Below are 21,197 nucleotides of genomic sequence, written 5' to 3'. Positions count from 1 at the left end.
TTAAATTTTAAATCTTTCAATTTAAAAAAATGAAAAAATATACAAACACAGGCAGTAAAGATACGCGTTCCGGTTTTGGGGCGGGAATGACTGAATTAGGTCAAAAAAACGAAAACGTAGTGGCACTTTGTGCGGATTTAATTGGGTCATTGAAATTTGACGATTTCAAGAAAAATCATCCAGAGCGTTTTTTCCAAATCGGAATTGCGGAAGCAAACATGATTGGAATTGCAGCCGGATTAACCATTGGAGGTAAAATTCCTTTTACAGGAACGTTTGCTAACTTCTCTACAGGAAGAGTGTATGACCAAATACGTCAATCAGTAGCTTACTCTGATAAAAACGTAAAAATCTGTGCCTCACACGCCGGTTTAACATTAGGAGAAGATGGTGCAACACACCAAATCCTAGAAGACATCGGGCTAATGAAAATGCTGCCTGGAATGACAGTTATCAACACTTGTGATTACAACCAAACAAAAGCAGCCACTTTAGCACTTGCTGATCATCATGGTCCAGCTTATTTGCGTTTTGGACGTCCTGTTGTGCCTAATTTTACACCAGCTGACGAATCTTTCGTTATTGGTAAAGCAATAATGCTTAGCGAAGGAACAGATGTAACAATCGTAGCGACGGGACATTTAGTTTGGGAAGCACTTGTAGCGGCTGAAGCATTGGAAGCAAAAGGAATTTCTGCTGAAGTAATCAACGTACATACCATTAAACCATTGGACGAAGAAGCGATTCTTAAATCGTTGGCTAAAACAAAATGTATCGTTACTGCTGAAGAGCACAATATTCTGGGTGGTCTTGGCGAAAGCATCTCAAGAGTATTAGCATTGAACCATCCTGCTCCACAAGAGTTTGTTGCAGTAAATGACAGCTTTGGAGAATCAGGAACTCCAGCACAATTAATGGATAAATACAAATTAAACAATGAAGCGATTGTTGAAGCTGTAGAAAGAGTGATCAAGAGAAAATAAGCTATTTTCTTCAAGCCATAAAAAAACCCATCTCGTTTTATAACAAGATGGGTTTTTTCATTAACCCTACTCCATCAACACTAATGGCGGTATTCTTTTTATACCAGAGGAATTTATGTTTTTAGTCCAAATCATTTTGGTATAATGCCGATGTAATATGAACATAGTACAATGTGATTGAACTATATTGAATACACAATCTGTATTACATAAAAAAACCTCGAAACAAGCATGATTTCGAGGTTTATAATTATTTATAACTACCCAGTTATTTCACCGGATAATTTTTATCAAGATGAACTCTCGTTCTTCCTGCTGTCGTATAATCTAATGTTTTTGAAGCTGTGATGTAAGCAGGTATACCTTGTCTCTCATCTACATTAAGCGTCAATGGATCATCGTTAGCTACGCCGTTATAGGGATAATGCCCATTAGCAGTACTGCCACCGTTAACAGTAATATTAGGTCTCTTAATTTCGCTTTTTGTACCGTAACCATCTCCATCATCGTCTACATCTAGAAAATTAGGAATGCCATCCCCATCCGTATCATCAGGATTCAAAACTCCAGTTGCTAACACCCTGCTATAACCATCCCCATTTAAATCCTCTAAATAAGAAGGTATTCCATCACCGTCCTGATCTAATCGCTCTAATTCATATAGCTTAAAACTAAAAATTAGAGGTGAATAAGACGGAATATTAGCACTTCCTGAGGCATAATACCCTAATCCGGAAGGAATAAACATAATCCCTGCTCCAAAATCATTATAAGATACCGTTCCATCCACTCTTGTTGTATAGCTCCCGGTTTTAAATTGTGGAAACGTTTCACTCCAACCGGCTATCGTACTGAACAAGCTGACCATTTGTTGTGGGTACTTCACTTCTTCGAACAGCGTTGCTGTTAATGTACTGCCGGATGACTCTACTGTTTGCTCTAAAAAATCACCTCTATACGACGCTAAAACGCCATCCACATTACTGGGTGCCGAGCCCATTCCTTCTCTTAATACTAAATAATATAATTTATAAGCAACATCGTTTTGACTAACTGCTCTACTTTTAAGCTGATAAGTTGTTTGATCCCAAATTGACTTTTGTGTTCCTCCAACAGGAATTTTAGTGATGGTTACATCTTGGTCATCAGCAAAACCGGCATGATCTACAACCGTTATATAATATGTTTTTAAATATTCTTCAATATCAGTAATATCACTGGCATACTGTACTGCATAGTCTCTAGGTGGAGTAATTTCAGTAGTATCACTCTTCGAACATGAAAATAAAGAGAGTGTTGTAATTGATAAAATAAAATAATACCTAAATTTGTTCATTATAGCTGATTTTTAAGTGCGCAAGATACAATATTGATTGATTTTTGTAAACTATTTAACTCCGATTTTAGAATTATTATGAGAATAGATAAATATTTATGGTGTGTCCGATATTACAAGACTAGAAACATGGTGACAGAGGCATGCAAAAAGAATCATGTCACTGTAAACGGCCATATTGCCAAACCATCAAAGGAAGTTTTTCCTACTGATAAGATCACCTTCAGAAAAGACCAAATCACACAAATCCTTACCGTTTTAGATATTCCGGAAAGTCGCGTAGGTGCCAAATTAGTAGATATGTACCGAAGAAATGATACTTCTGCGGAGGCATACCAACATCTGGAGCTACTGAAATTATCCAAGCAGCATTATCGAAAAAATGGTACAGGACGACCTACCAAAAAAGACCGAAGAGATATCGACGAATTTGGAAATGAAATAGAAACCGAGGAAGACGAAGACAAGTAGTTACGGCTATTACTCATCCAAAACTTAACTTTAAACTAAAATAATGAGCAAAAATATCATTTTAACAAATCAAGAAATTGAACATAAAATAAAGAGAATAGCGTACCAAATCTATGAAACATTTGTCGATGAAGAAGAGGTGATTCTTGCTGGAATTGCAAGCAATGGGTTCGTTTTTGCAGAAAAAATAGCTAGAGAACTGCAAAGTATTTCTACCTTAAAAGTGTCGCTGTGCGAAGTTAAAATCAACAAAGTCAACCCAGAATTACCAATACATACTTCACTAACAAAAGAAGAATACGCAAACAAAGGTTTAATTCTGGTTGATGATGTCCTGAACTCTGGCACTACCTTAATCTACGCCATAAGACACTTTTTAGACGTTCCACTGAAAAAATTCAAAACTGCGGTGCTCGTAGACCGAAATCATAAAAAGTACCCTGTAAAAGCAGATTTCAAAGGGATTTCACTTTCTACCTCACTATTAGAGCACGTTCAAATCATTTTTGATGAAAACGGAAATAGCTATGCCTATTTAAGTTAAAATTGCAAGAATATCTAACACTGTCTGATCAATCGTTTTTTCATCGACCACAATAGCATATTGTGCTTGATTGTAATAATAACTCCTTTCAAAAAGGTGTACGGCAATAAACTCCTTCATTTCAGCATCACTTTTGCTGGCAAGTAGGGGTCTTTTGCTTTTATTAGCAACTAGTCTATTATGTAAGGTATCAATTGATGCCCTCAAATAAATCGATAGTACATTTTCACCATTTAGCAGTAAGTGGTTATTGGCATAGCAGGGAGTCCCTCCACCAAGGCCAATAATTGCATCTCCGGGAGCATTTAATAATTCGACAAAAGCTTCATGCTCCATCTTCCTAAATTTAATTTCGCCATACTGCTCAAAAATAGCATTTATTGATAAACTCGCTTTTTCTTCAATATATGTGTCCAAATCAATAACCGGAACCCTAATGATTTTCGACAGCGATTTAGCAATGGTAGACTTCCCGCAACCCATATAACCTAATAATATAATTTTCCTCATAGAATAAAACCTTATAAACTAAGGCGTTAAGATTTATTGTTAAAAAAAGACAAATTTAAACTAAAATTGCTTGGAAAACTCCAAATTAAGTCCTTATATTTGCACCCGCATTCAAGGCAAGAATATGACTCGATAGCTCAGTTGGTAGAGCACATCACTTTTAATGATGGGGTCCTGGGTTCGAGCCCCAGTCGGGTCACAATTTAAGTGATCAACACATAATTTCCTTGAAGCACAGACTCGATAGCTCAGTTGGTAGAGCACATCACTTTTAATGATGGGGTCCTGGGTTCGAGCCCCAGTCGGGTCACTAAAAGGTCGAGTAATTTATTACTTGACCTTTTTATTTTTAGGCCACGTGGAGAAACGGTAGACTTGCCAGCTTGAGGGGCTGGTGCTCGCAAGGGCGTGTGGGTTCGAATCCCACCGTGGTCACGAATAAATAAAATGCCGAAACTAAATAGTAAAGCTTGCTTTAACTATTTAGTTTCGGCATTTTATTTTCAAAGCGGAGCTTTGTTGGGAAAGACGCAGTCAATCTCGACCGATAAAAAAGTCATAAAAGATTAAAAAGCGTCCTTGAAATTATTTTAATAGCATTTGTCTTTTCAAAGCGGAGCTTTATGACAATCTCAGACTTTTGTTGTCAATAATAAAAGATTATAGCATGAAAAAGCAATAAAAACAAACTTTATTAATATATTCGCACAGTGTTAAGAAAGATAATTACCATATCATTTATTTTTATTTTTTTGTGTGCCAACACAGAAGTAGGACAACTATCGAAATTACCCAACTTAATACAACATTTTTCTAAAGATCACGACCATATAGATCATCACGATATTTCGTTTATTGATTTTGTAATTATTCATTATAGTAAAAGCGAAAATCATCATAAAGATAATCATAAAAGCGACCATCAAAATTTACCTTTTAAGACCATTAACACAAGTATTTATTCTGTAATTGCGTTTGAAACTCAAACACTATTTTCATTTCGAAAACCAAATATGGTTTTTGTAAATAGTACTATTCCATTCCATCACGATTTCTACACTTCCAATGTTTTTGACAACATTTGGCTCCCCCCTAAATTGGTTTAATTATTTTTTATTGATAATAGTACACTAGTCACATCCTTATATTACTAATTACTATTGAAATTCCTATTTGCTGTTTTTTGTAGCAAATGGAAAATTACGTCAATTTCATCAATGACAACAATTAAAATAAATAGGTCTCTTAAGAACTTTAGGTTTTTAAATAACTTAAATCTTCTTAAAAAAAGCTGAAATATTTGTATTGTTGGTCCACAACATAAATCAATTATTTTAAAATAAATCATATCAAATGAGAATAATTAAATCAATAGCCATTAGCTTTTTGTTATTAGTTTCAGCTACAATAATTTCTTATGCACAAGTAAATGAAACGGGTATCAAGACGACAGGCGATGGCATAATACAAAACTCTGGTGACTACAAAATAGAAATGGTCGAAAGAGAAAATAGCATTAGTTTCTATGTATTAGATGCGAAAGGAAAAACGCTTTCAAACAAAAATGTTACAGGAACAGTAATGTTTGAATTTTTTAATAAAACCAAAGCAACTAACCCAATCTCGCTAGACATAAATAACTCCTTATTAGTTGAAGTTCCCAGAGCAAACTTATATACATATTGTATAATTTCAATAATTTATGAGGGAGAAACAATTACTTCAAAATTTAAAAATAGCCAGGTTTCCGAACACGATGTTAATCACGGACACCAACATTAATAAATATACAAATCAATATACTCTTAATTTAAAAATCACAAATATGAAAAATATTTTAATCATTGCACTAATTGCTGCTGCTAGCTTGACTTCTTGTAACCAAAAAGAAAACAAAGAAAATGAAAATAGCGGAGTTCAAACTATTGATACTATCGAACAAGTTCAAATACCCATCGATAGTACTATGCAAGTAGAACAAGAAAAAATGGGTACTGCTCACGGACATACGCACTAGTAAAATTTAATTATACTACTTCTCTTCTTAATCGCTCGAGAAGAGAAGAATTTTATAAAAAAAATCATATATGAAAACAAAAATGTTACTTACGTTACTTCTTTTCGTAGGAGGTGCAAATCTTTTTGCACATGGAGTAGATGGCAACACCCAAGCCTTTTTAACAGGCAACGATGGTGTAGCTTTTGGTTCCTTTCTTTATATTGGCGCAAAACACATGCTGACAGGTTACGATCATTTACTCTTTTTAGTTGGTGTAATCTTTTTCCTTTATCGCCCAAAAGAAGTATTGCTTTATGTGAGCTTTTTTACAATTGGTCATAGTGCAACCTTATTGTTTGGTGTAATGAGCAATATATCGATAAATGCCTATCTAATTGATGCCATTATTGCACTCTCAATAGTATATAAAGGCTTTGATAATTTAGGTGGTTTCAAGCAGTTTTTTGGAGTCCAACCCAATACAAAAGCTGCCGTTTTAATTTTTGGATTATTTCATGGTTTTGGATTAGCTAGTAAATTACAAGATTTCAAATTTGAACGAGAAGGCCTTTTTACGAATCTTATTGGCTTTAATATTGGTATCGAAATTGGTCAATTTATTGCATTGACTTTTGTACTAATACTGATTACTTTATGGCGTAGGCATCCTAGTTTCATGAAGTTTTCAACAGTAATAAATACGCTTCTTATGGCTGCTGGATTTGTTTTAATCGGATATCAATTAACAGGTTATTTTACATCTTAAAAAATAAAAAATGTCAGAAATAAATCATAAAACAGTAGAAAAAAAGCAACTTATAAAAGCAGTTTTATTTGCCTTGTTCCTTTCTATACTCATTTTAATAAGTGCCGTTTTACCGGCCGAATATGGAATTGATCCCACTGGAACTGGAAAATTGTTTGGATTTAATAAACTTCATATTTCTGAAGACACTAAAAATCTATTAGAATCAAGAATTCAAAAAACATATCCGTTAATAAAAATGGAAAAAGCAGGTTCTGGACCCGAAGTAAAAAGACCCCTTGAAGCAGATAATCCAGCGACCAAAAAACAATTTGCGGAAAGGGAAGATACTATAGAAGTAATTGTTCCCGCAGGTAAAGGAATTGAATATAAAATCTATATGCTAAAATATGGAAAAATGAAATATGAATGGTCGACTGACAAAGGAACCGTTTATTTGGATTTTCACGGAGAAGTAAAACAAGAAAAGCCGGCTAATGATACTTATTTTGAAAGTTACACCCTTGCCTATTCAAATAATATGGTAGGGACTTTTTTAGCTCCTTATGAAGGAAAGCACGGATGGTTTTTTAGAAATGAAGGCGATAAAGACATCACCGTTACGCTAAAATTAAAAGGGCAATATTCCATATAAATATTGAATTTTCATTAATATCAAAAAATTATGCTGAATAAGATAATAGAATTTTCTATAAAAAATAAACTCATTGTTGGGTTATTTACGCTTGTACTTATCGGGTATGGGGCCTATCAATTTACGCAATTGCCCATCGACGCCGTTCCAGATATTACAGACAATCAGGTACAGGTAATCACTTCGGCGCCATCATTAGGCGCGACCGATATTGAACGACTCATTACCTTTCAAATTGAACAAGCCAATAGTAATATTCCCGGATTAAAAGAAATTCGCAGCTTTTCGCGTTTCGGATTGTCTGTGGTAACCATTGTCTTTGATGATGCTACTGATGTATATTGGGCAAGGCAACAAGTCACGGAGCGACTAAGTGCTGTTAAAGATAAAATCCCTAAAGGGATTGGTTCACCCACATTAGCCCCTGTAACCACGGGTCTTGGGGAAATCTATCAATATGTGGTACGAACAAAACCAGGTTTTGAGAAAAAATATGATATCACCGAATTGCGAACCATTCAAGATTGGATTGTTCGGCGTCAGTTGATAGGAGTTGAAGGAGTTGCGGAAGTATCGAGCTTTGGAGGGAAATTAAAGCAATATGAAGTTGCCATTGACCCCGATAAACTAAAGTCACATAATATTACTATTGCTGATGTGTTCACCGCGTTAGAAAAAAACAATCAAAATGCGGGTGGTGCATACATCGAAAAAGGACCCAGAGTCTTATACATCCGAACTGAAGGATTAATTAATACGATTGAAAATATAAAAGATATTGCTATTAAAAACACCGCTAACGGAACTCCTTTATTCATTCGTGATGTTGCCGATGTTCGTATTGGAAGTGCCATACGCTACGGAGCAATGACTTACAACGGTGAAGGAGAAGTTTCTGGCGCAATAGTAATGATGCTGAAAGGCGCCAACAGTAATATTGTCATCAAAAATATTAAAGAACGAATTGCACAAATACGCAAGACCCTTCCCGAAGGCGTAATTATAGAACCGTTTCTAGACCGAACAAAAATGGTAAACAATTCCATTGCAACTGTTGGTAAAAACCTAGTTGAAGGTGCGTTAATTGTCCTTCTAGTTTTAATCTTTTTTTTAGGAAATATAAGAGCAGGATTAATCGTTGCTTCAGTTATTCCGTTAGCGATGTTGTTTGCGGTTATCCTGATGAATATATTTGGCGTAAGTGGAAATTTAATGAGTTTAGGAGCATTAGATTTTGGACTAATTGTAGATGGCGCTGTAATTATTGTAGAAGCCTGTTTATTTAGTTTACACAGTAGGAAGCAAGGTAAAATAACTCAAAATCAAATGGATGGTGTCGTGCTAGAAACAGCAACAAGAATGCGTAATGTAGCTGTTTTTGGAGAGTTGATAATTTTGATTGTCTACATTCCCATTTTTACATTACGTGGTATTGAAGGAAAAATGTTTTTACCTATGGCGCAAACGATCGCTTTTGCTTTGTTTGGTGCCTTTGTTCTGTCATTAACTTATATTCCTATGATGACGGCATTATTCTTAAATAAAACAATTACCCACAAACAAAATTTTTCAGATAGAATGATGGAGAAATTAGAAAATTTCTATCAGCCCCTTTTGAATAAAGCATTGGGAATTCCAAGAATTATAATAGGAACAACGTTATCATTATTTGTTCTAGCCCTTGTTACACTTTCCTTTATGGGTGGCGAATTTATGCCCTCACTAGAGGAAGGAGACTTTGCTGTGGAAACAAGGGTTTTACCCGGAAGCAATCTACAAACTTCGATGACAGCCATTTCTCAAGGCGCCAAAATATTATTGGAGAAATTTCCCGAGGTAGAAAAAGTAGTCGGAAAGACAGGAAGTAGTGAAGTGCCAACAGATCCTATGCCTATCGATGCCAGCGATATGATGGTAATTTTAAAAGACAAAAGTGATTGGACATCAGCATCCACTTTCGATGAATTAGCAGCAAAAATGGCCAAAGAACTCGAAGCTGTGCCTGGTGTGTCCTATGGATTTCAATATCCAGTACAAATGCGTTTTAATGAATTAATGACGGGTGCAAGACAAGATGTAGTTTGTAAAATATATGGTGAAAATTTAGATACCTTGGCTTTATATGCTACTAAATTAGGTAAAATCGTCAATACCGTGGAAGGCACTTCCGACCTTTACGTGGAAACGGTTACGGGAATGCCTCAAATTGTGATAGACTACAATCGCCCTGCCATTGCTCAATATAATTTAAATATTGAAGATATTAATCGAATAGTAAACACAGCCTTCGCTGGACAAAGCACAGGATTAATTTATGAAGACGAAAAATCATTTGATTTAGTTGTCCGATTGGCCGGAGAAAAAAGAAAAGGCGTAGCAGACGTTCAAAATTTATTAATTCCTACTCCAAACGGTTCGCAAATTCCATTATCACAGTTAGCTAAAGTTGAAATTACCGAAGGCCCAAATCAAATACAAAGAGAAGATGCCAAACGTAGAATTGTAGTTGGTTTTAATGTTCGTGGACGCGATGTGCAAAGTATTGTAAAAGAATTGCAGGACAAGGTTGCCACCAAAATAAATTTTCCAGCGGGTTATTACCCTACTTATGGTGGTGCTTTTGAAAATCTAAATGCAGCAAAAGACCGATTGCTAATTGCTGTTCCCATTTCGCTAATCTTAATTTTTATTCTTTTGTACTTTGCCTTCAGATCAGTTAAGCAAGGACTATTAATTTATTCGGCTATTCCATTGTCGATGATTGGAGGAATATTCTTTTTGGCAATGCGTGGAATGCCATTTAGTATTAGCGCGGGTGTAGGTTTCATTGCCTTATTTGGGGTTGCCGTTTTGAATGGTTTGGTTTTGATTGCCGAATTCAATCGCATCAAAAATTCAGGAGAGACTAATTTGAAAGCGATTGTTCTGCAAGGAACTAAAATACGTTTACGCCCCGTTCTTATGACAGCGCTTGTCGCATCACTTGGCTTCTTGCCCATGGCGCTAAGCAATGGCTCTGGTGCCGAAGTACAAAAACCATTGGCAACCGTCGTAATCGGTGGATTAATTGTTGCCACATTCCTAACCTTATTTGTGTTACCAATTTTATATATAATGTTCGAAAAAGGAATAAAAGTAAAGCCTAAAAAGATAAAATCTATCACAACCATAGTAGCAATTGGATTATTTTTCTTTTTTCAAAATAGTAATGCACAAGAAAAAATCACAATTGAGAAAGCGATCGAAACCGCACTTACAAATAATATAAAAATCAAAAACGGAAAACTAAACTCCGAGTATCTACAAAAAATGACTAAAACGGGATATGATATTCCTAATACAGGAATTATCAGCGAATACGGTCAGTTTAACGGTATTGTAAATGATATAAAAATTGGTGTTTCACAAAGCATAAAATTCCCAACAGTTTACAAAAGACAAAAACAGCTTTTAGTGGAAGATGCAAAAACAGGCCAGTGGAATGAAGATTTACAGCGAAAAGATTTGACAAAGCAAGTGACAATACTATTTTATGAAATTGCTTATCTCAAAGAAAAAGAAAAAATATTGCTTAAAAGTGACAGTCTTTATTCCGAATTTTTGCGAATAGCAGCGCTTCGTTTCGAAAAAGGAGAAAGCAATATCCTAGAAAAAGCCACTGCCGAAAATCAATCGGGACAAATAAGGCTGCAGTTGCAGGAAATACAAACTGATTCTAAAATACTGCAATTGCAGTTCAACTATTTGTTGAATGCAGAGACTACTTTTATCCCTTTTGCACCTATTTTCAAAATGGAATATTTAGAAAGTAGGGATCAAAGCATAATCGCAGAGCAACCAAGTATCAAATTAAAAGAGCAAGAAATCATTCACAGTAAAGCGGTCGTCTCCTTAGAAAAGTCGAAAAGATTACCTGAATTTATTGGTGGTGTATATTGGCAGACTTTTAAAACAAATACTAGCTTTCAAGATAGTAATACTGGAATTTACGGTCAATTCGGGATTGCTTTACCGCTATTTAATTCCGCTATAACAAACAAACAAAAAGCATTTGAAATTAACACTCAAATCGCCGAAAATAGTTTGACTAATGAAAAATTAAAACTACAAAATCAGTATCAGGAATTGCTTCAAGAGTATAAAAAGCAAAAAGAAACGCTTGCTTATTATGAAAATAAAGCTTTGAAGAATGCAGATTTGGTATCGGCTGCCGCCAATAAAAAATTTATCAATGGTGATATCAATTATTTGGAATGGGTAATGCTCATCAATCAAAATACAGCAATTCAAAGCAATTATATTGAAGCGGTCAGAAAAGAAAATCACACAATCATTTCTCTAATGAATTTAATATCAAAATAAAATGAAATCAAAAAGTAACGAACACCAAAAAAACAATAGTAAAATGGTGAGTAAACATCTATTTATAGCAATTATATCCGTTTTAATTTTTTCTTCCTGTGGAAACAAAAAAACAGAAAACGAAGCTGAAGCCAAACCAACTAGCGAAAATACGACAACACTTACTGATGCCCAAATAAAAAACGCTGGTGTTCAAACTGGAAAAATAGAGCAAAGAGAAATTTCGACAACTCTCAAGTTAAACGGAAAAATTGATGTGCCACCGCAAAATTTAGTCTCTATAAGTGTTCCAATGGGCGGCTAACCTAAAAAAAACTGAATTATTAGAAGGAATGTATGTGAAAAAGGGTCAGGTATTGTGTGTAGTGGAAGACCAACAATACATTCAATTACAGGAAGATTATCTTTTGGCGAAAGCCAAAATTGGCTATGCCAAAGCAGAATTTGAAAGACAAAAAGAACTCAACCAAAGTAAAGCCAGTAGCGACAAAGTATACCAACAAGCAAAAGCCGAATACAATTCGCTTTCCGTAATGGTGCAGTCCTATGCAGAGAAACTAAAGTTTGCAGGTATCAACCCAAATAGCGTATCAGCCAAAACCATTTCAAAAAGCATTAATATTTATTCGCCAATAAGCGGTTATGTATCTAAAGTCAATGTGAATATTGGCAAATATGTTAGCCCAAGTGATATACTTTTCGAAATTGTAAATCCAACAGATATCCATTTAGCACTAACCGTTTTTGAAAAAGACATTAATAAATTGGCTATTGGTCAATCACTTATTGCTTATACAAACACGAATCCAAGCAAAATATATCCGTGTAAAATTATTCTGATTGGTCAGGACTTTTCTGAAAATAGAACTACCATAATACATTGTCATTTTACCAATTATGACAAAGCCCTTTTGCCGGGCATGTATATGAATGCCGAAGTAGAACTGCACAGCCAACAATCTAATGTATTACCATCAGAAGCCATTGTCAATTTTGAAAATAAAAATTATGTTTTTGTAGACAAAGGAAACAAGGAATATGAAATGAAAGAAGTGAGTACTGGAAATACAGATAATGACTTCACCGAGATAATTTCAGCTGATTTAAAAGAAGCATCTATAGTTATCAAAGGCGCATATGCCCTTTTAATGAAAATGAAAAATGTAGAAGAATAAAACAACCTTCACTGCCTTAGATAGTGCTTTATTGTGCTAATCGTTAAACTCGCTTTTATCAGGAAACGCAATAATTTTAAACTCTTTAATAGGCTTCAAATTTTCGTATTTAAACCCGCCTTTCATTCCTGTTGCAGCCCAAGTATATTGAGGTTTAAAAACACTTATTAAAACGGCTGTTTTCTCGCTTTCAACAACTGCAATAGTCTTTTGGTTGCTTTCATTTATCAGGTGCAAACCAAATAAACATTGATTAATATTAAAGCCCGATTATTAGAAGGTTAGATCAGGATAGCAATAAAATATAAACATTGCAATTACAGAAATTGACTTAAATTTTAGAACACTACTTTTTCAAAATTAGGAAAATTAGGAAAAAATAATCTTGATAATAGCTTCCTAGCTTATTTATTATGGTCAGTGTATAAACCTGTAAATGATATAATAAAACTGAATAACTATGTAACTTACTTTTAATAAAAGTATTGTAACTTTGCTATTGAGATACACATCTAATCAGTATAAATCAAATGTCATAATTATAAAAGTAAAAATGCTGAAAAAATTTCAACTTCAGTATTTTTGTTTTAGACGATTTAATCTAATCTAATAAAAATTGTATCGATGCTTGGTGAAACGAAGATCACGGGTAGTCAGGTTGCTGAAGTAGTTGTAAAGGCGCATATCCTTTTCACCCGTCCGGATATGCTCAAAAAGCCTACGTCTCTATGTTTAAGGAGAATCAGTCACACAGCAATGAACCAAGCATCGATTTATTTTTATTCCCTTTGTAGAACGAAAAAGTAGTCTCATTTTTCCTAATGTTTTTTAAAAACTGAACTACTACAATAGTATTATATTTATAAAAAATCCTATCTACAAAATCTCACTTAGTTTTTCTTTCTACATGTTTGTCCACTTTTCCATTTAGCTTCTTTGACTCAGTATATTAATAATGTGGTCTATAAAATTTATCCAAGAACTTCATTTATGAAATAGATGAGATCACTCTTACCTTTAAGGTAATCTCACTTCACTCTATCATTTTACTTCAAAGCAAAAAGCCGCGTTTGCAAAAGTCGCTTATCAAAGTAATAAGCTGTCATAAAACAGATGTATTAGAAAAATAATTATTTTTACTCATCGTATTTTGATTTTTATAACTCTAAACTACGATTTTATTTAAGAGGTTATAAATTGGCTTTTTTTTATCGAAGAACAATATAAGCATCTGCCTATAAAAATTTAGCCAACCGTTAGTCGACCCCAATCGTATATAGTGTTATTTAAATGTTGTTTGATAATCAGAAATAAATGCTTTACAGTATATTTTAATATTGTCTGAAATATGCTAATATGAGAGTAATATTCCACCCGTAGACACTACTAAAATAATCAAGCTTGCTTCAATTTAGTTTAATAGCGTTTGTTTTTTTTAAAGCGGCGCCTTATTGGGAAAAACGATATCCATTGCAAATATGGTCACGAATAAAAACAACGTTATAAACAGCAAATCTTGCTTTAGCTCTTTTATTTCTGCCTTTTTTCCAGACACTCTTTGAATACCTATCCTCCTTGCTTTATTAAAAAAAACTAAATAACAAAAATGCGATGCAGCATCCCACAGCAACAATAAAAAAAACACCTAAATACAAAAAGAGTGTGTCATTCTTATGCTTCGTTCTTGACAGACCTATATTAGCTAAATTGTGTTTCCGATCCATGATATAACATTAATTTAAATTGTAGAAACAGCCCAAAAATGACCCTTCTTATTCTAATACAAAGAAACAAGGATAGGAACTTTTTTACAATACCAACTTTTAGTGATTTTTCAATTATTCCCCAGAATTAACAATTTAACAGAATTCTGTTACAAATGGACTTTCAACTTAGAATTAAAAAAACTAAACATCCCGTGGTACATAAAAAACTATAGCTTTCACAGTAAGCAAGTAGCAGATACGCTTTAAATACTACTTATCAATCGTAAAAAATAGTTTCTATACCCTCACTTTTGCTACCTTTCCTATAGTAAAATCTATAAAAAAAGCGTCCCAACAAATTGCAGGGACGCTTCTCATTAATAATATCTTGTTTTATTTTTTAAACATTTCCTCTAAAGGTTTTAATTGTGCCATATCAATATTAGAACTTTTCAAAACAGACATCAATGTGACAACAGAATTAGGATTCATATCGGTACCTAAAACCCGTATTACAGCAAATCCAGCCTCTTTACTATTTGCAAACAATACAAACTCCTCTATATGCTCTTCTGACCCTACATAGCTAATTGAAGCCCCTATCGAACCAGAACCATACTTCATAAGTTCTTGGTACTTTTTGTTCTTTAGAATTTTATTAACCTTGGTCCGTTCTGCTTCAAATTGCACTTTATTAGTTTCATTAAGCTTAAATGCTAAAACATTCATTTTGTCAAATGAATCTAAAGCTTCAATTTGCTCTGCAGATAATTTCGCTCTGTCTACGTTTAAGACACTTGGAGAAACATCTAAAACAATAAAATTTTTATTTTCCGTGTTTTCTACAAAATACTTTTGTAGCGTAGGTTCTGAACTACAGCCTACAACTAACAAAAACATAAATATCGTGATGCTATAAAACTTTTTCATATTATTTCTTTCCTTTAGTTGCTTTCTTTAAATCGTCTCCTCCTGGAATTCTCATTTTATCGGTAAGAATAGAAATTTCATTCAAATCAAAATTACCTGTCAGCGACATCAAAACGGTTTCGTTTGCCTTACTTCCACCTTCAATAAACATTAATAATTCTTTAATTTGAGAGTCTGTCGCTCCGGATTTTACCAATATTTTGATGTTTTTACCGCTGTCATTGACTCGCATCAATTCTTCTAAACCTGCCGTTCTTACATACTTCTCAGCAGCTGACTTCATATCAGTAGTCGCTTTAACACTACTGGTAGTAAAAACTTTTAGATTGTCCAGCTTTTTTATCAAATTCATATATTGCTGCGTTTCCCTATCAGAAGCGTCCACTTTAACCTTACTCATCAATTCAAACATTTTTTTATTTACGATAATCGAAGTGACATCATCTTGCCCGTCAAATTTATCGAAAGCGGCTTGCGCAAAAAATGGGCTTGTTATTAATGCAAGTACTAATGTAATTATAACTTTTCTCATTTCTATTCTATTTATTATTGTTTAAAAATTAAATCTTTTGAATTCTCATATTGTTCTAAATCTTTAACACTTTCTATGCCAACATTCACATGACTGGACAACATTGTTAATACTTTTTGTGTTTCTTTCATCGCTGCCTCTGGATTGTCGCAAGTTCCAAGATCTTGGCTTGAAACTTCCCTTTCAAAATAAACATAGGTTCCAGCAATAACTAAAACAACTATTGAAGCAGCAATCGACAACCAAAGTTTAGTTTGTTTTTTATGCTGAAATTTAGGAAAAACCTGAATTTCTTGCGTTAACTCGTGCCCAGCTGCATTTGAAAAATATCCGAAAATTGGCTTATATTGTTTTAAATGAGGCGCAACATCAGATGAAGCGAAATATTTTCGTAACTCTTTCTCCTCTTCACTACTAGTCCCGCCGTCAAAGTATTTTTCGACTACTCTTTCTATTTTATTCAATTCCATAACTGTGGATTTTAGTCATATTTTCCCTTATTGTTTTTCTTGCTCTTGAAAGCGCCACTCGGATAGCAATTTCGTTCATTTGCAATATTTTTGCAATTTCTTCAAACTCATATTGTTCAATATCCCGCATCTGTATTAGCATTTTTTGCTGTTCCGGCAATTGATTAATAATTTTTTCAACCCAATTCAAACTGTCACCATCTTCCACTACTTTATCTAACCTTGGTGCTTTGTCAGTATAATTATCATGATTGATCTTTACGTTTTGAGCTCTTTTTGACTTTAACTGATCCAAACAATAATTTTTTGTCATCGTCATGGCAAACGCCTCTACACTGTTGAACTTAAATAAGTTTTCGCTTTTAATCCATAATTTACTTAAAATCTCTTGAGTAGCATCCTCAGCTTTCTCTGTACTTATTAGCAATCGTTTTGCTAATCGAAAGACTTTGTCTTTGAATGGAGCCGTAATCCGTAGAAACTCTATTTCATTCATAAATCAATACATTATTAGATTCCCTTATACTTTCAAGACGAAGCAGTTTTATTTTTGTTACAAAAAATTGCAAAATTAAAACTAAAGATAGTATTTTTACGTAGATTAAGGAAATAATACCAACGATATGAAACTTACTTTTAAATTTGCATTACTACTCTTTTTAGTTGTTTTTTCTTTCCAAAGCTGTCAAGACATGGATGACACTGCGGCACCGATAAATCTGGAAGTTCAGGATTTTATTTGGAAAGGACTAAACCAATATTATTTATGGCAAGCGGATGTACCAAACTTATCTGATGATCGCTTTGCAACACAAAATGAGTTAAACACTTTCCTAAGAGGGTATCCTGTTCCTGAAGAATTATTTAATGCCTTAAGAGTCGATAAGTCTATCGATCGATTCAGCTGGATCGTAGATGATTATTTAGAACTTGAAGGAGCATTGCAAGGAACCACTAAAAATGATGGTGCTGAATTTGGATTAGTTTACAAAGCTGGAAGTACCACCGAAATATTTGGCTATGTGCGCTATATTATTCCGGGTTCAGATGCAGCAACAAAAGACATTCGACGTGGAACAATTTTTAATGGGATAAATGGAACGCAACTTACGGTAAGTAATTACCAATCTTTGCTAGCCTTAGAATCTTACACGCTGAATTTAGCTGATTATAATGCCGGAGCCATTACCTCAAATGGAAAATCGGTTGCATTGACCAAAACAGTATTAGCCGAAAATCCAATTTTGATCAATAAAGTCATCACTAATGGAACACATAAAATTGGTTACTTGATGTATAATGGTTTTTATGCCGATTATGACGATAAGTTAAACGAGGCATTCGCAAGTTTAAAATCACAAGGCGTGACCGACTTAGTTCTTGACTTAAGATATAATTCTGGTGGATCTGTGCTTACTGCTACCCGTCTAGCCAGCATGATTACCGGGCAATACACTGGAAAAGTTTTTGCAAAGCAGCAATGGAATCCAAAAATCAATAGCTATTTTGAATCCAATAATCCTGACGCGTTAAAAAACCTGTTTACAGATAAGATAGGAAGCACAGCCATAAACAGTTTGAATCTGAACAAAATTTACATCCTTACAACAAAAAGTTCCGCTTCAGCAAGTGAGCTAGTTATAAACGGATTGAAATCTTATATGGATGTTGTACAAATAGGAGATGTCACTACTGGTAAAAACGTAGGTTCTGTCACGCTATACGACTCCCCTACTTTTGGAACAGAAAATAGAAATCCCAATCACCGCTATGCCATGCAGCCAATCGTCTTAAAAATAGTAAATGCAGACGGTTTCGGGGATTACTTCGACGGACTAACACCTACTTATCTACTTAAAGAAAATTTGGGGAATTTAGATGTCCTTGGAAACAAAACCGAACCTTTGTTAAGTACTGCGATAGGAAAAATTACAGGAACAGGCAAAATGCTCAAGCAAAGTCCTGAAAAAGAATTCAACTATTTTAAAGATACAAAATCTTTGAATGGGTTGCAAAACCAAATGTATCTAGAAAAAGCGCCAGAAGGTATTTTAAAAGCGTTGGACTAATACACCAATTGTAAATAAAAGATAGTGTCTAGGATGTTTGACACCACTTTCGCTTCATACCGCTTATATCTTTTCTGTAATCCAACTGCATGATAACAGAACGTTTTGGACCAAAGCATAAATTAGCGTAGTACTACATCTGCATATTTTTTAATCGATTGAATATACAAGTTGTAGAATACCACGATACATTGGAATAAAATATAAATTCCTTTTGTATCATTAACTGGAAAGAAGATAAAACTAAAAAAGGCTTTCATCACTGAAAGCCTTTTTTAATTCTCAAGAAAAACCGACTAAAACAAAACGTTTACTCCTATTTTAAAATTTCTTCCTCTTGTACTATATCCAACCGTTTCAACAAATTCTTCATTTAAGATATTGTTTACGGACGCGAATACATTCAATCTGTTTTTAATCAAATCATATTTAGCCATTGCATTGACCAACTGATAAGAGTCTAAAAGAACAGCTGTGGTAGCAAACGTTCCGCCATCAAAGAAAGCATCTTTCCTTTTATCAACGAACTGATAATTAATATTAAAAAAAGAACGTGCGGTTGCCTGATAGTCTAAGGAAACATTTCCTTTGTGTTTAGGAATTAATCTACTTAAAGGTTCTTCCACTTGAGTAAATGTATAATTTGCATTAACCTTCAACGCATTCGAAAAAGAATAAGCAACCATAGTTTCAACTCCTTTCGCATTATTTCTTCCCACTATATTGATATAATTTGAAGCATAAGTATCTGGATTAGTGTAGAATCCAAATGGATTTTGCTCTTCTCTGTAAAAAGTAATAGTATTAAAAGTCAATTTTTTATCTAATAATGAAACCTCAAATCCTGCCTCAACAGTAGCACTTTCCTCAGGAGTTAATTCCAAATTTCCATAAGGAGAATACAATTGGTAGAGACTTGGCGTAATATACGCCGTGCTGTAAGATGCCAATAGTTTCAATGGAATTTCAGAAAAAGAATACGATGGATTCACATTAAATACAAAATTACTATTGTAGACACTGTGCATATTTAAACGCCCACCAACATTAAGATTTAAACCAAAATCAGAATTATAGACTGCAGTCAAATAAGGATCAATAGAATTAAATTTTGCAGACTCCGAAGCAATTGCATCATATGGTGTATTCGAATCCATTTCATGGAACTGAAACTGCCCTCCTGCTACTACAAAAAATTGATTACTAAAAGAATATTTGTTGAATGCATCCACATTAACGCTTCTCGATTTATAATCGCTAATGTCTACCGAATTAGAATAACTATTAAAAGTATTATAGTCCCTTAGGATTGTATTAAAACTTGAATTCAATACAAACTCGCCTTTTTCGTACTTGTACTTTGGAGAGAACCCAAGACGAAACTGTTCTGAAGTCGAAACATTTAATGGGGTGTCAGGGTTATTGAAATTATCAAATGTTCCGTCAAAATCATTTTTCATTCTATCGTAATTTGCAAAAAAGTCCAATGACAGCTTTTTTGTTGGCGTAAAACCCAGTTTGATCAAGGAGTTTAATCGGGAAAAACGATCAACTTCATAAGCCGCTGGTTTAGCAACAGCCGCTTCAGAAATCCCTGTTGTCTCTGTACTGTTTAAAGACGCATAATAATTAAATTTATCCAAATTTCCATTTACAGAAAGCCCTTGGTTGTAGTCTTCGGGACGATAGTTAGTTCTATCTGCTGTGGTTTGCGTCCCAACGTTCATATAGGCATTTCCCGCAATTGCTTTCTTTCCTGCTTTTTTTAGAGTGATATTAATAACTCCGGCTGCAGCACCTGAACCGTACAAGGTACTTGCCGCTCCTTTCATGATCTCAATACTTTCCACCTGTTCTGCAGGAATCAGACGAAGATCATACTCTAAATTAATACCAGAAGCATCTGTTACAGGGATCCCATCAATTAGAATGAGGGTTTGGCGGTTGCGACCTCCTCTAATATAGTAGCCCAAATTTTTTCCAGCACTACTTTGGTTTCCGTTAATTTCAACACCTGCAACAGTACTTAAAATAGTGGCAAGAGATTGACCGGATTTCTTAGACAATTCCTCAGCCGTAATTTTCACAATTACCTTTCCTGATTTTTCTTTTGCCAAAGCAAATTTAGAATCTGAAATTACAACTTCATTTAACTCATTAGGAGTAGAAGTTGTTTCTTTTTGTTGCGCAAAAGCACAAGCACTCATTAGCACGCACAACGCACTAATACGAACGATTTTGTTGTTCATTTTAATAAAACATTTTTAATAACGACTCTTGCCGTTACATGACTAAAAATGGGAAGAAAGTATGAAATAACCCATACCCAAACCTTTTTTCCCGAAAGTTTGATACACGATGTAAAAGGCAGGTCTCCTGGCTTGCGTCTTGTTGTTTACCTTCCCATTTCAAATAATCGAAACAGTGGTTTTGTAGATAACAACAAGCTTAATAGCTTACAGTTGCGGGTACAGCTCAAGAATTTTAATTTGGAATTACGGTTTGGAATTTACATTCCTAAATCTAACTTCGTAGTTCCTAAATTTGCACTTGATTCCCTTTTAATGCCGTTTTAAATCACAAAACAGCAACCTCAATACGGCTGCAAATATAGCTTTATCCACCGAATAAAAAATAAAATTTGATTTTTAAAAAGGTAATTAAAGATTACCTTTGCAACTCCTAGAAATCTATTTTATAAGAAAAAAAT

The 21,197-nt window shown here is 34.2% G+C and carries 19 protein-coding genes, 3 tRNA genes and 1 riboswitch; of the genes, 14 read left to right on the top strand and 8 right to left on the bottom strand.

Annotation, left to right across the window (positions count from 1 at the left end):
• The first annotated feature begins 29 nt into the window (after window positions 1-29).
• Window positions 30-983 (top strand): transketolase family protein, encoded by a 954-nt coding sequence (locus tag A3SG_RS0100350; RefSeq protein WP_016988014.1) that lies wholly within the window; start codon window positions 30-32, stop codon window positions 981-983.
• A 268-nt stretch (window positions 984-1,251) separates the two neighbouring features.
• Here the strand turns inward: A3SG_RS0100350 and A3SG_RS0100345 are convergent, their stop codons facing one another.
• Complete coding sequence (locus A3SG_RS0100345) at window positions 1,252-2,319, bottom strand: FKBP-type peptidyl-prolyl cis-trans isomerase (protein ID WP_016988013.1); 1,068 nt, start codon at window positions 2,317-2,319, stop codon at window positions 1,252-1,254.
• A 78-nt stretch (window positions 2,320-2,397) separates the two neighbouring features.
• Between A3SG_RS0100345 and A3SG_RS0100340 the strand changes: the two genes are divergently transcribed.
• Together A3SG_RS0100340 and A3SG_RS0100335 are read left to right on the top strand one after the other, a co-directional pair.
• Window positions 2,398-2,790: an RNA-binding S4 domain-containing protein gene (locus A3SG_RS0100340; RefSeq protein ID WP_029596520.1), complete on the top strand. Its 393-nt coding sequence runs from the start codon at window positions 2,398-2,400 to the stop codon at window positions 2,788-2,790.
• A gap of 43 nt (window positions 2,791-2,833) precedes the next feature.
• Window positions 2,834-3,334: a phosphoribosyltransferase domain-containing protein gene (locus A3SG_RS0100335; RefSeq protein WP_016988011.1), complete on the top strand. Its 501-nt coding sequence runs from the start codon at window positions 2,834-2,836 to the stop codon at window positions 3,332-3,334.
• Here A3SG_RS0100335 and A3SG_RS0100330 read toward each other — a convergent pair.
• The gene (locus A3SG_RS0100330; protein ID WP_016988010.1) at window positions 3,326-3,844 is read right to left on the bottom strand and encodes a shikimate kinase; all 519 of its coding nucleotides are present in this window, start codon (window positions 3,842-3,844) and stop codon (window positions 3,326-3,328) included. The genes A3SG_RS0100335 and A3SG_RS0100330 overlap by 9 nt on opposite strands.
• A gap of 126 nt (window positions 3,845-3,970) precedes the next feature.
• Here A3SG_RS0100330 and A3SG_RS0100325 point away from each other — a divergent pair.
• The 10 genes from A3SG_RS0100325 to A3SG_RS18725 all read left to right on the top strand — a co-directional run bounded on the left by A3SG_RS0100325 (window position 3,971) and on the right by A3SG_RS18725 (window position 12,780).
• Window positions 3,971-4,043, top strand: a tRNA-Lys gene (locus tag A3SG_RS0100325).
• A gap of 38 nt (window positions 4,044-4,081) precedes the next feature.
• Window positions 4,082-4,154 (top strand) — tRNA-Lys (locus A3SG_RS0100320).
• Window positions 4,155-4,196: 42 nt separating this feature from the next.
• Window positions 4,197-4,279: transfer RNA gene (locus tag A3SG_RS0100315), tRNA-Leu, on the top strand.
• A 918-nt stretch (window positions 4,280-5,197) separates the two neighbouring features.
• Window positions 5,198-5,626, top strand: a complete 429-nt coding sequence (locus A3SG_RS0100305; protein WP_016988008.1) for a hypothetical protein — start codon at window positions 5,198-5,200, stop codon at window positions 5,624-5,626.
• Between the two features lie 43 nt (window positions 5,627-5,669).
• Complete coding sequence (locus tag A3SG_RS0100300; protein ID WP_157485242.1) at window positions 5,670-5,861, top strand: hypothetical protein; 192 nt, start codon at window positions 5,670-5,672, stop codon at window positions 5,859-5,861.
• A gap of 70 nt (window positions 5,862-5,931) precedes the next feature.
• Entirely contained in the window at window positions 5,932-6,609 is a 678-nt protein-coding gene (locus tag A3SG_RS0100295; RefSeq protein ID WP_016988006.1) for a HupE/UreJ family protein, read from the top strand.
• Window positions 6,610-6,619: 10 nt separating this feature from the next.
• A complete protein-coding gene (locus A3SG_RS0100290) occupies window positions 6,620-7,243 on the top strand; it encodes a hypothetical protein (RefSeq protein WP_016988005.1) in 624 nt (207 codons plus the stop codon).
• Window positions 7,244-7,273: 30 nt separating this feature from the next.
• Entirely contained in the window at window positions 7,274-11,605 is a 4,332-nt protein-coding gene (locus A3SG_RS0100285; RefSeq protein ID WP_016988004.1) for a CusA/CzcA family heavy metal efflux RND transporter, read from the top strand.
• 1 nt (window position 11,606) lies between these two features.
• Window positions 11,607-11,909 (top strand): hypothetical protein, encoded by a 303-nt coding sequence (locus A3SG_RS22045; RefSeq protein ID WP_232226221.1) that lies wholly within the window; start codon window positions 11,607-11,609, stop codon window positions 11,907-11,909.
• 34 nt (window positions 11,910-11,943) lie between these two features.
• The gene (locus tag A3SG_RS18725; protein ID WP_232226219.1) at window positions 11,944-12,780 is read left to right on the top strand and encodes an efflux RND transporter periplasmic adaptor subunit; all 837 of its coding nucleotides are present in this window, start codon (window positions 11,944-11,946) and stop codon (window positions 12,778-12,780) included.
• Window positions 12,781-12,816: 36 nt separating this feature from the next.
• On the opposite strand, the gene A3SG_RS0100275 is transcribed toward A3SG_RS18725, so the two are convergent.
• The 5 genes from A3SG_RS0100275 to A3SG_RS0100250 form a co-directional block, all read right to left on the bottom strand.
• Window positions 12,817-13,038 (bottom strand): DUF6371 domain-containing protein, encoded by a 222-nt coding sequence (locus A3SG_RS0100275; RefSeq protein WP_255347637.1) that lies wholly within the window; start codon window positions 13,036-13,038, stop codon window positions 12,817-12,819.
• 1,841 nt (window positions 13,039-14,879) lie between these two features.
• Window positions 14,880-15,416 carry a DUF4252 domain-containing protein gene (locus A3SG_RS0100265; RefSeq protein ID WP_029596518.1) on the bottom strand — a complete coding sequence of 179 codons (537 nt, stop codon included), beginning with the start codon at window positions 15,414-15,416 and terminating at the stop codon, window positions 14,880-14,882.
• Window position 15,417: 1 nt separating this feature from the next.
• Window positions 15,418-15,948, bottom strand: a complete 531-nt coding sequence (locus tag A3SG_RS0100260; protein WP_016988000.1) for a DUF4252 domain-containing protein — start codon at window positions 15,946-15,948, stop codon at window positions 15,418-15,420.
• A gap of 14 nt (window positions 15,949-15,962) precedes the next feature.
• Window positions 15,963-16,418: a hypothetical protein gene (locus tag A3SG_RS0100255; RefSeq protein WP_016987999.1), complete on the bottom strand. Its 456-nt coding sequence runs from the start codon at window positions 16,416-16,418 to the stop codon at window positions 15,963-15,965.
• Window positions 16,405-16,914, bottom strand: coding sequence for an RNA polymerase sigma factor (locus A3SG_RS0100250; RefSeq protein ID WP_016987998.1), 510 nt, complete (start codon window positions 16,912-16,914; stop codon window positions 16,405-16,407). Before A3SG_RS0100250 ends, A3SG_RS0100255 begins: the two co-directional genes overlap by 14 nt.
• A gap of 127 nt (window positions 16,915-17,041) precedes the next feature.
• On the opposite strand from A3SG_RS0100250, the gene A3SG_RS0100245 reads away from it, so the two are divergent.
• Window positions 17,042-18,487 carry a S41 family peptidase gene (locus A3SG_RS0100245; protein ID WP_016987997.1) on the top strand — a complete coding sequence of 482 codons (1,446 nt, stop codon included), beginning with the start codon at window positions 17,042-17,044 and terminating at the stop codon, window positions 18,485-18,487.
• A gap of 296 nt (window positions 18,488-18,783) precedes the next feature.
• Here A3SG_RS0100245 and A3SG_RS0100240 read toward each other — a convergent pair whose 3' ends face one another.
• Complete coding sequence (locus tag A3SG_RS0100240) at window positions 18,784-20,736, bottom strand: TonB-dependent receptor plug domain-containing protein (RefSeq protein ID WP_029596517.1); 1,953 nt, start codon at window positions 20,734-20,736, stop codon at window positions 18,784-18,786.
• A gap of 99 nt (window positions 20,737-20,835) precedes the next feature.
• Window positions 20,836-21,098: riboswitch (cobalamin riboswitch) on the bottom strand.
• Window positions 21,099-21,197 lie beyond the last annotated feature (99 nt).

This window comes from Flavobacterium sp. ACAM 123, assembly GCF_000264055.1.
Taxonomy (GTDB): Bacteria; Bacteroidota; Bacteroidia; order Flavobacteriales; family Flavobacteriaceae; genus Flavobacterium.
This window is presented reverse-complemented; position numbering and strand designations above follow the sequence as displayed.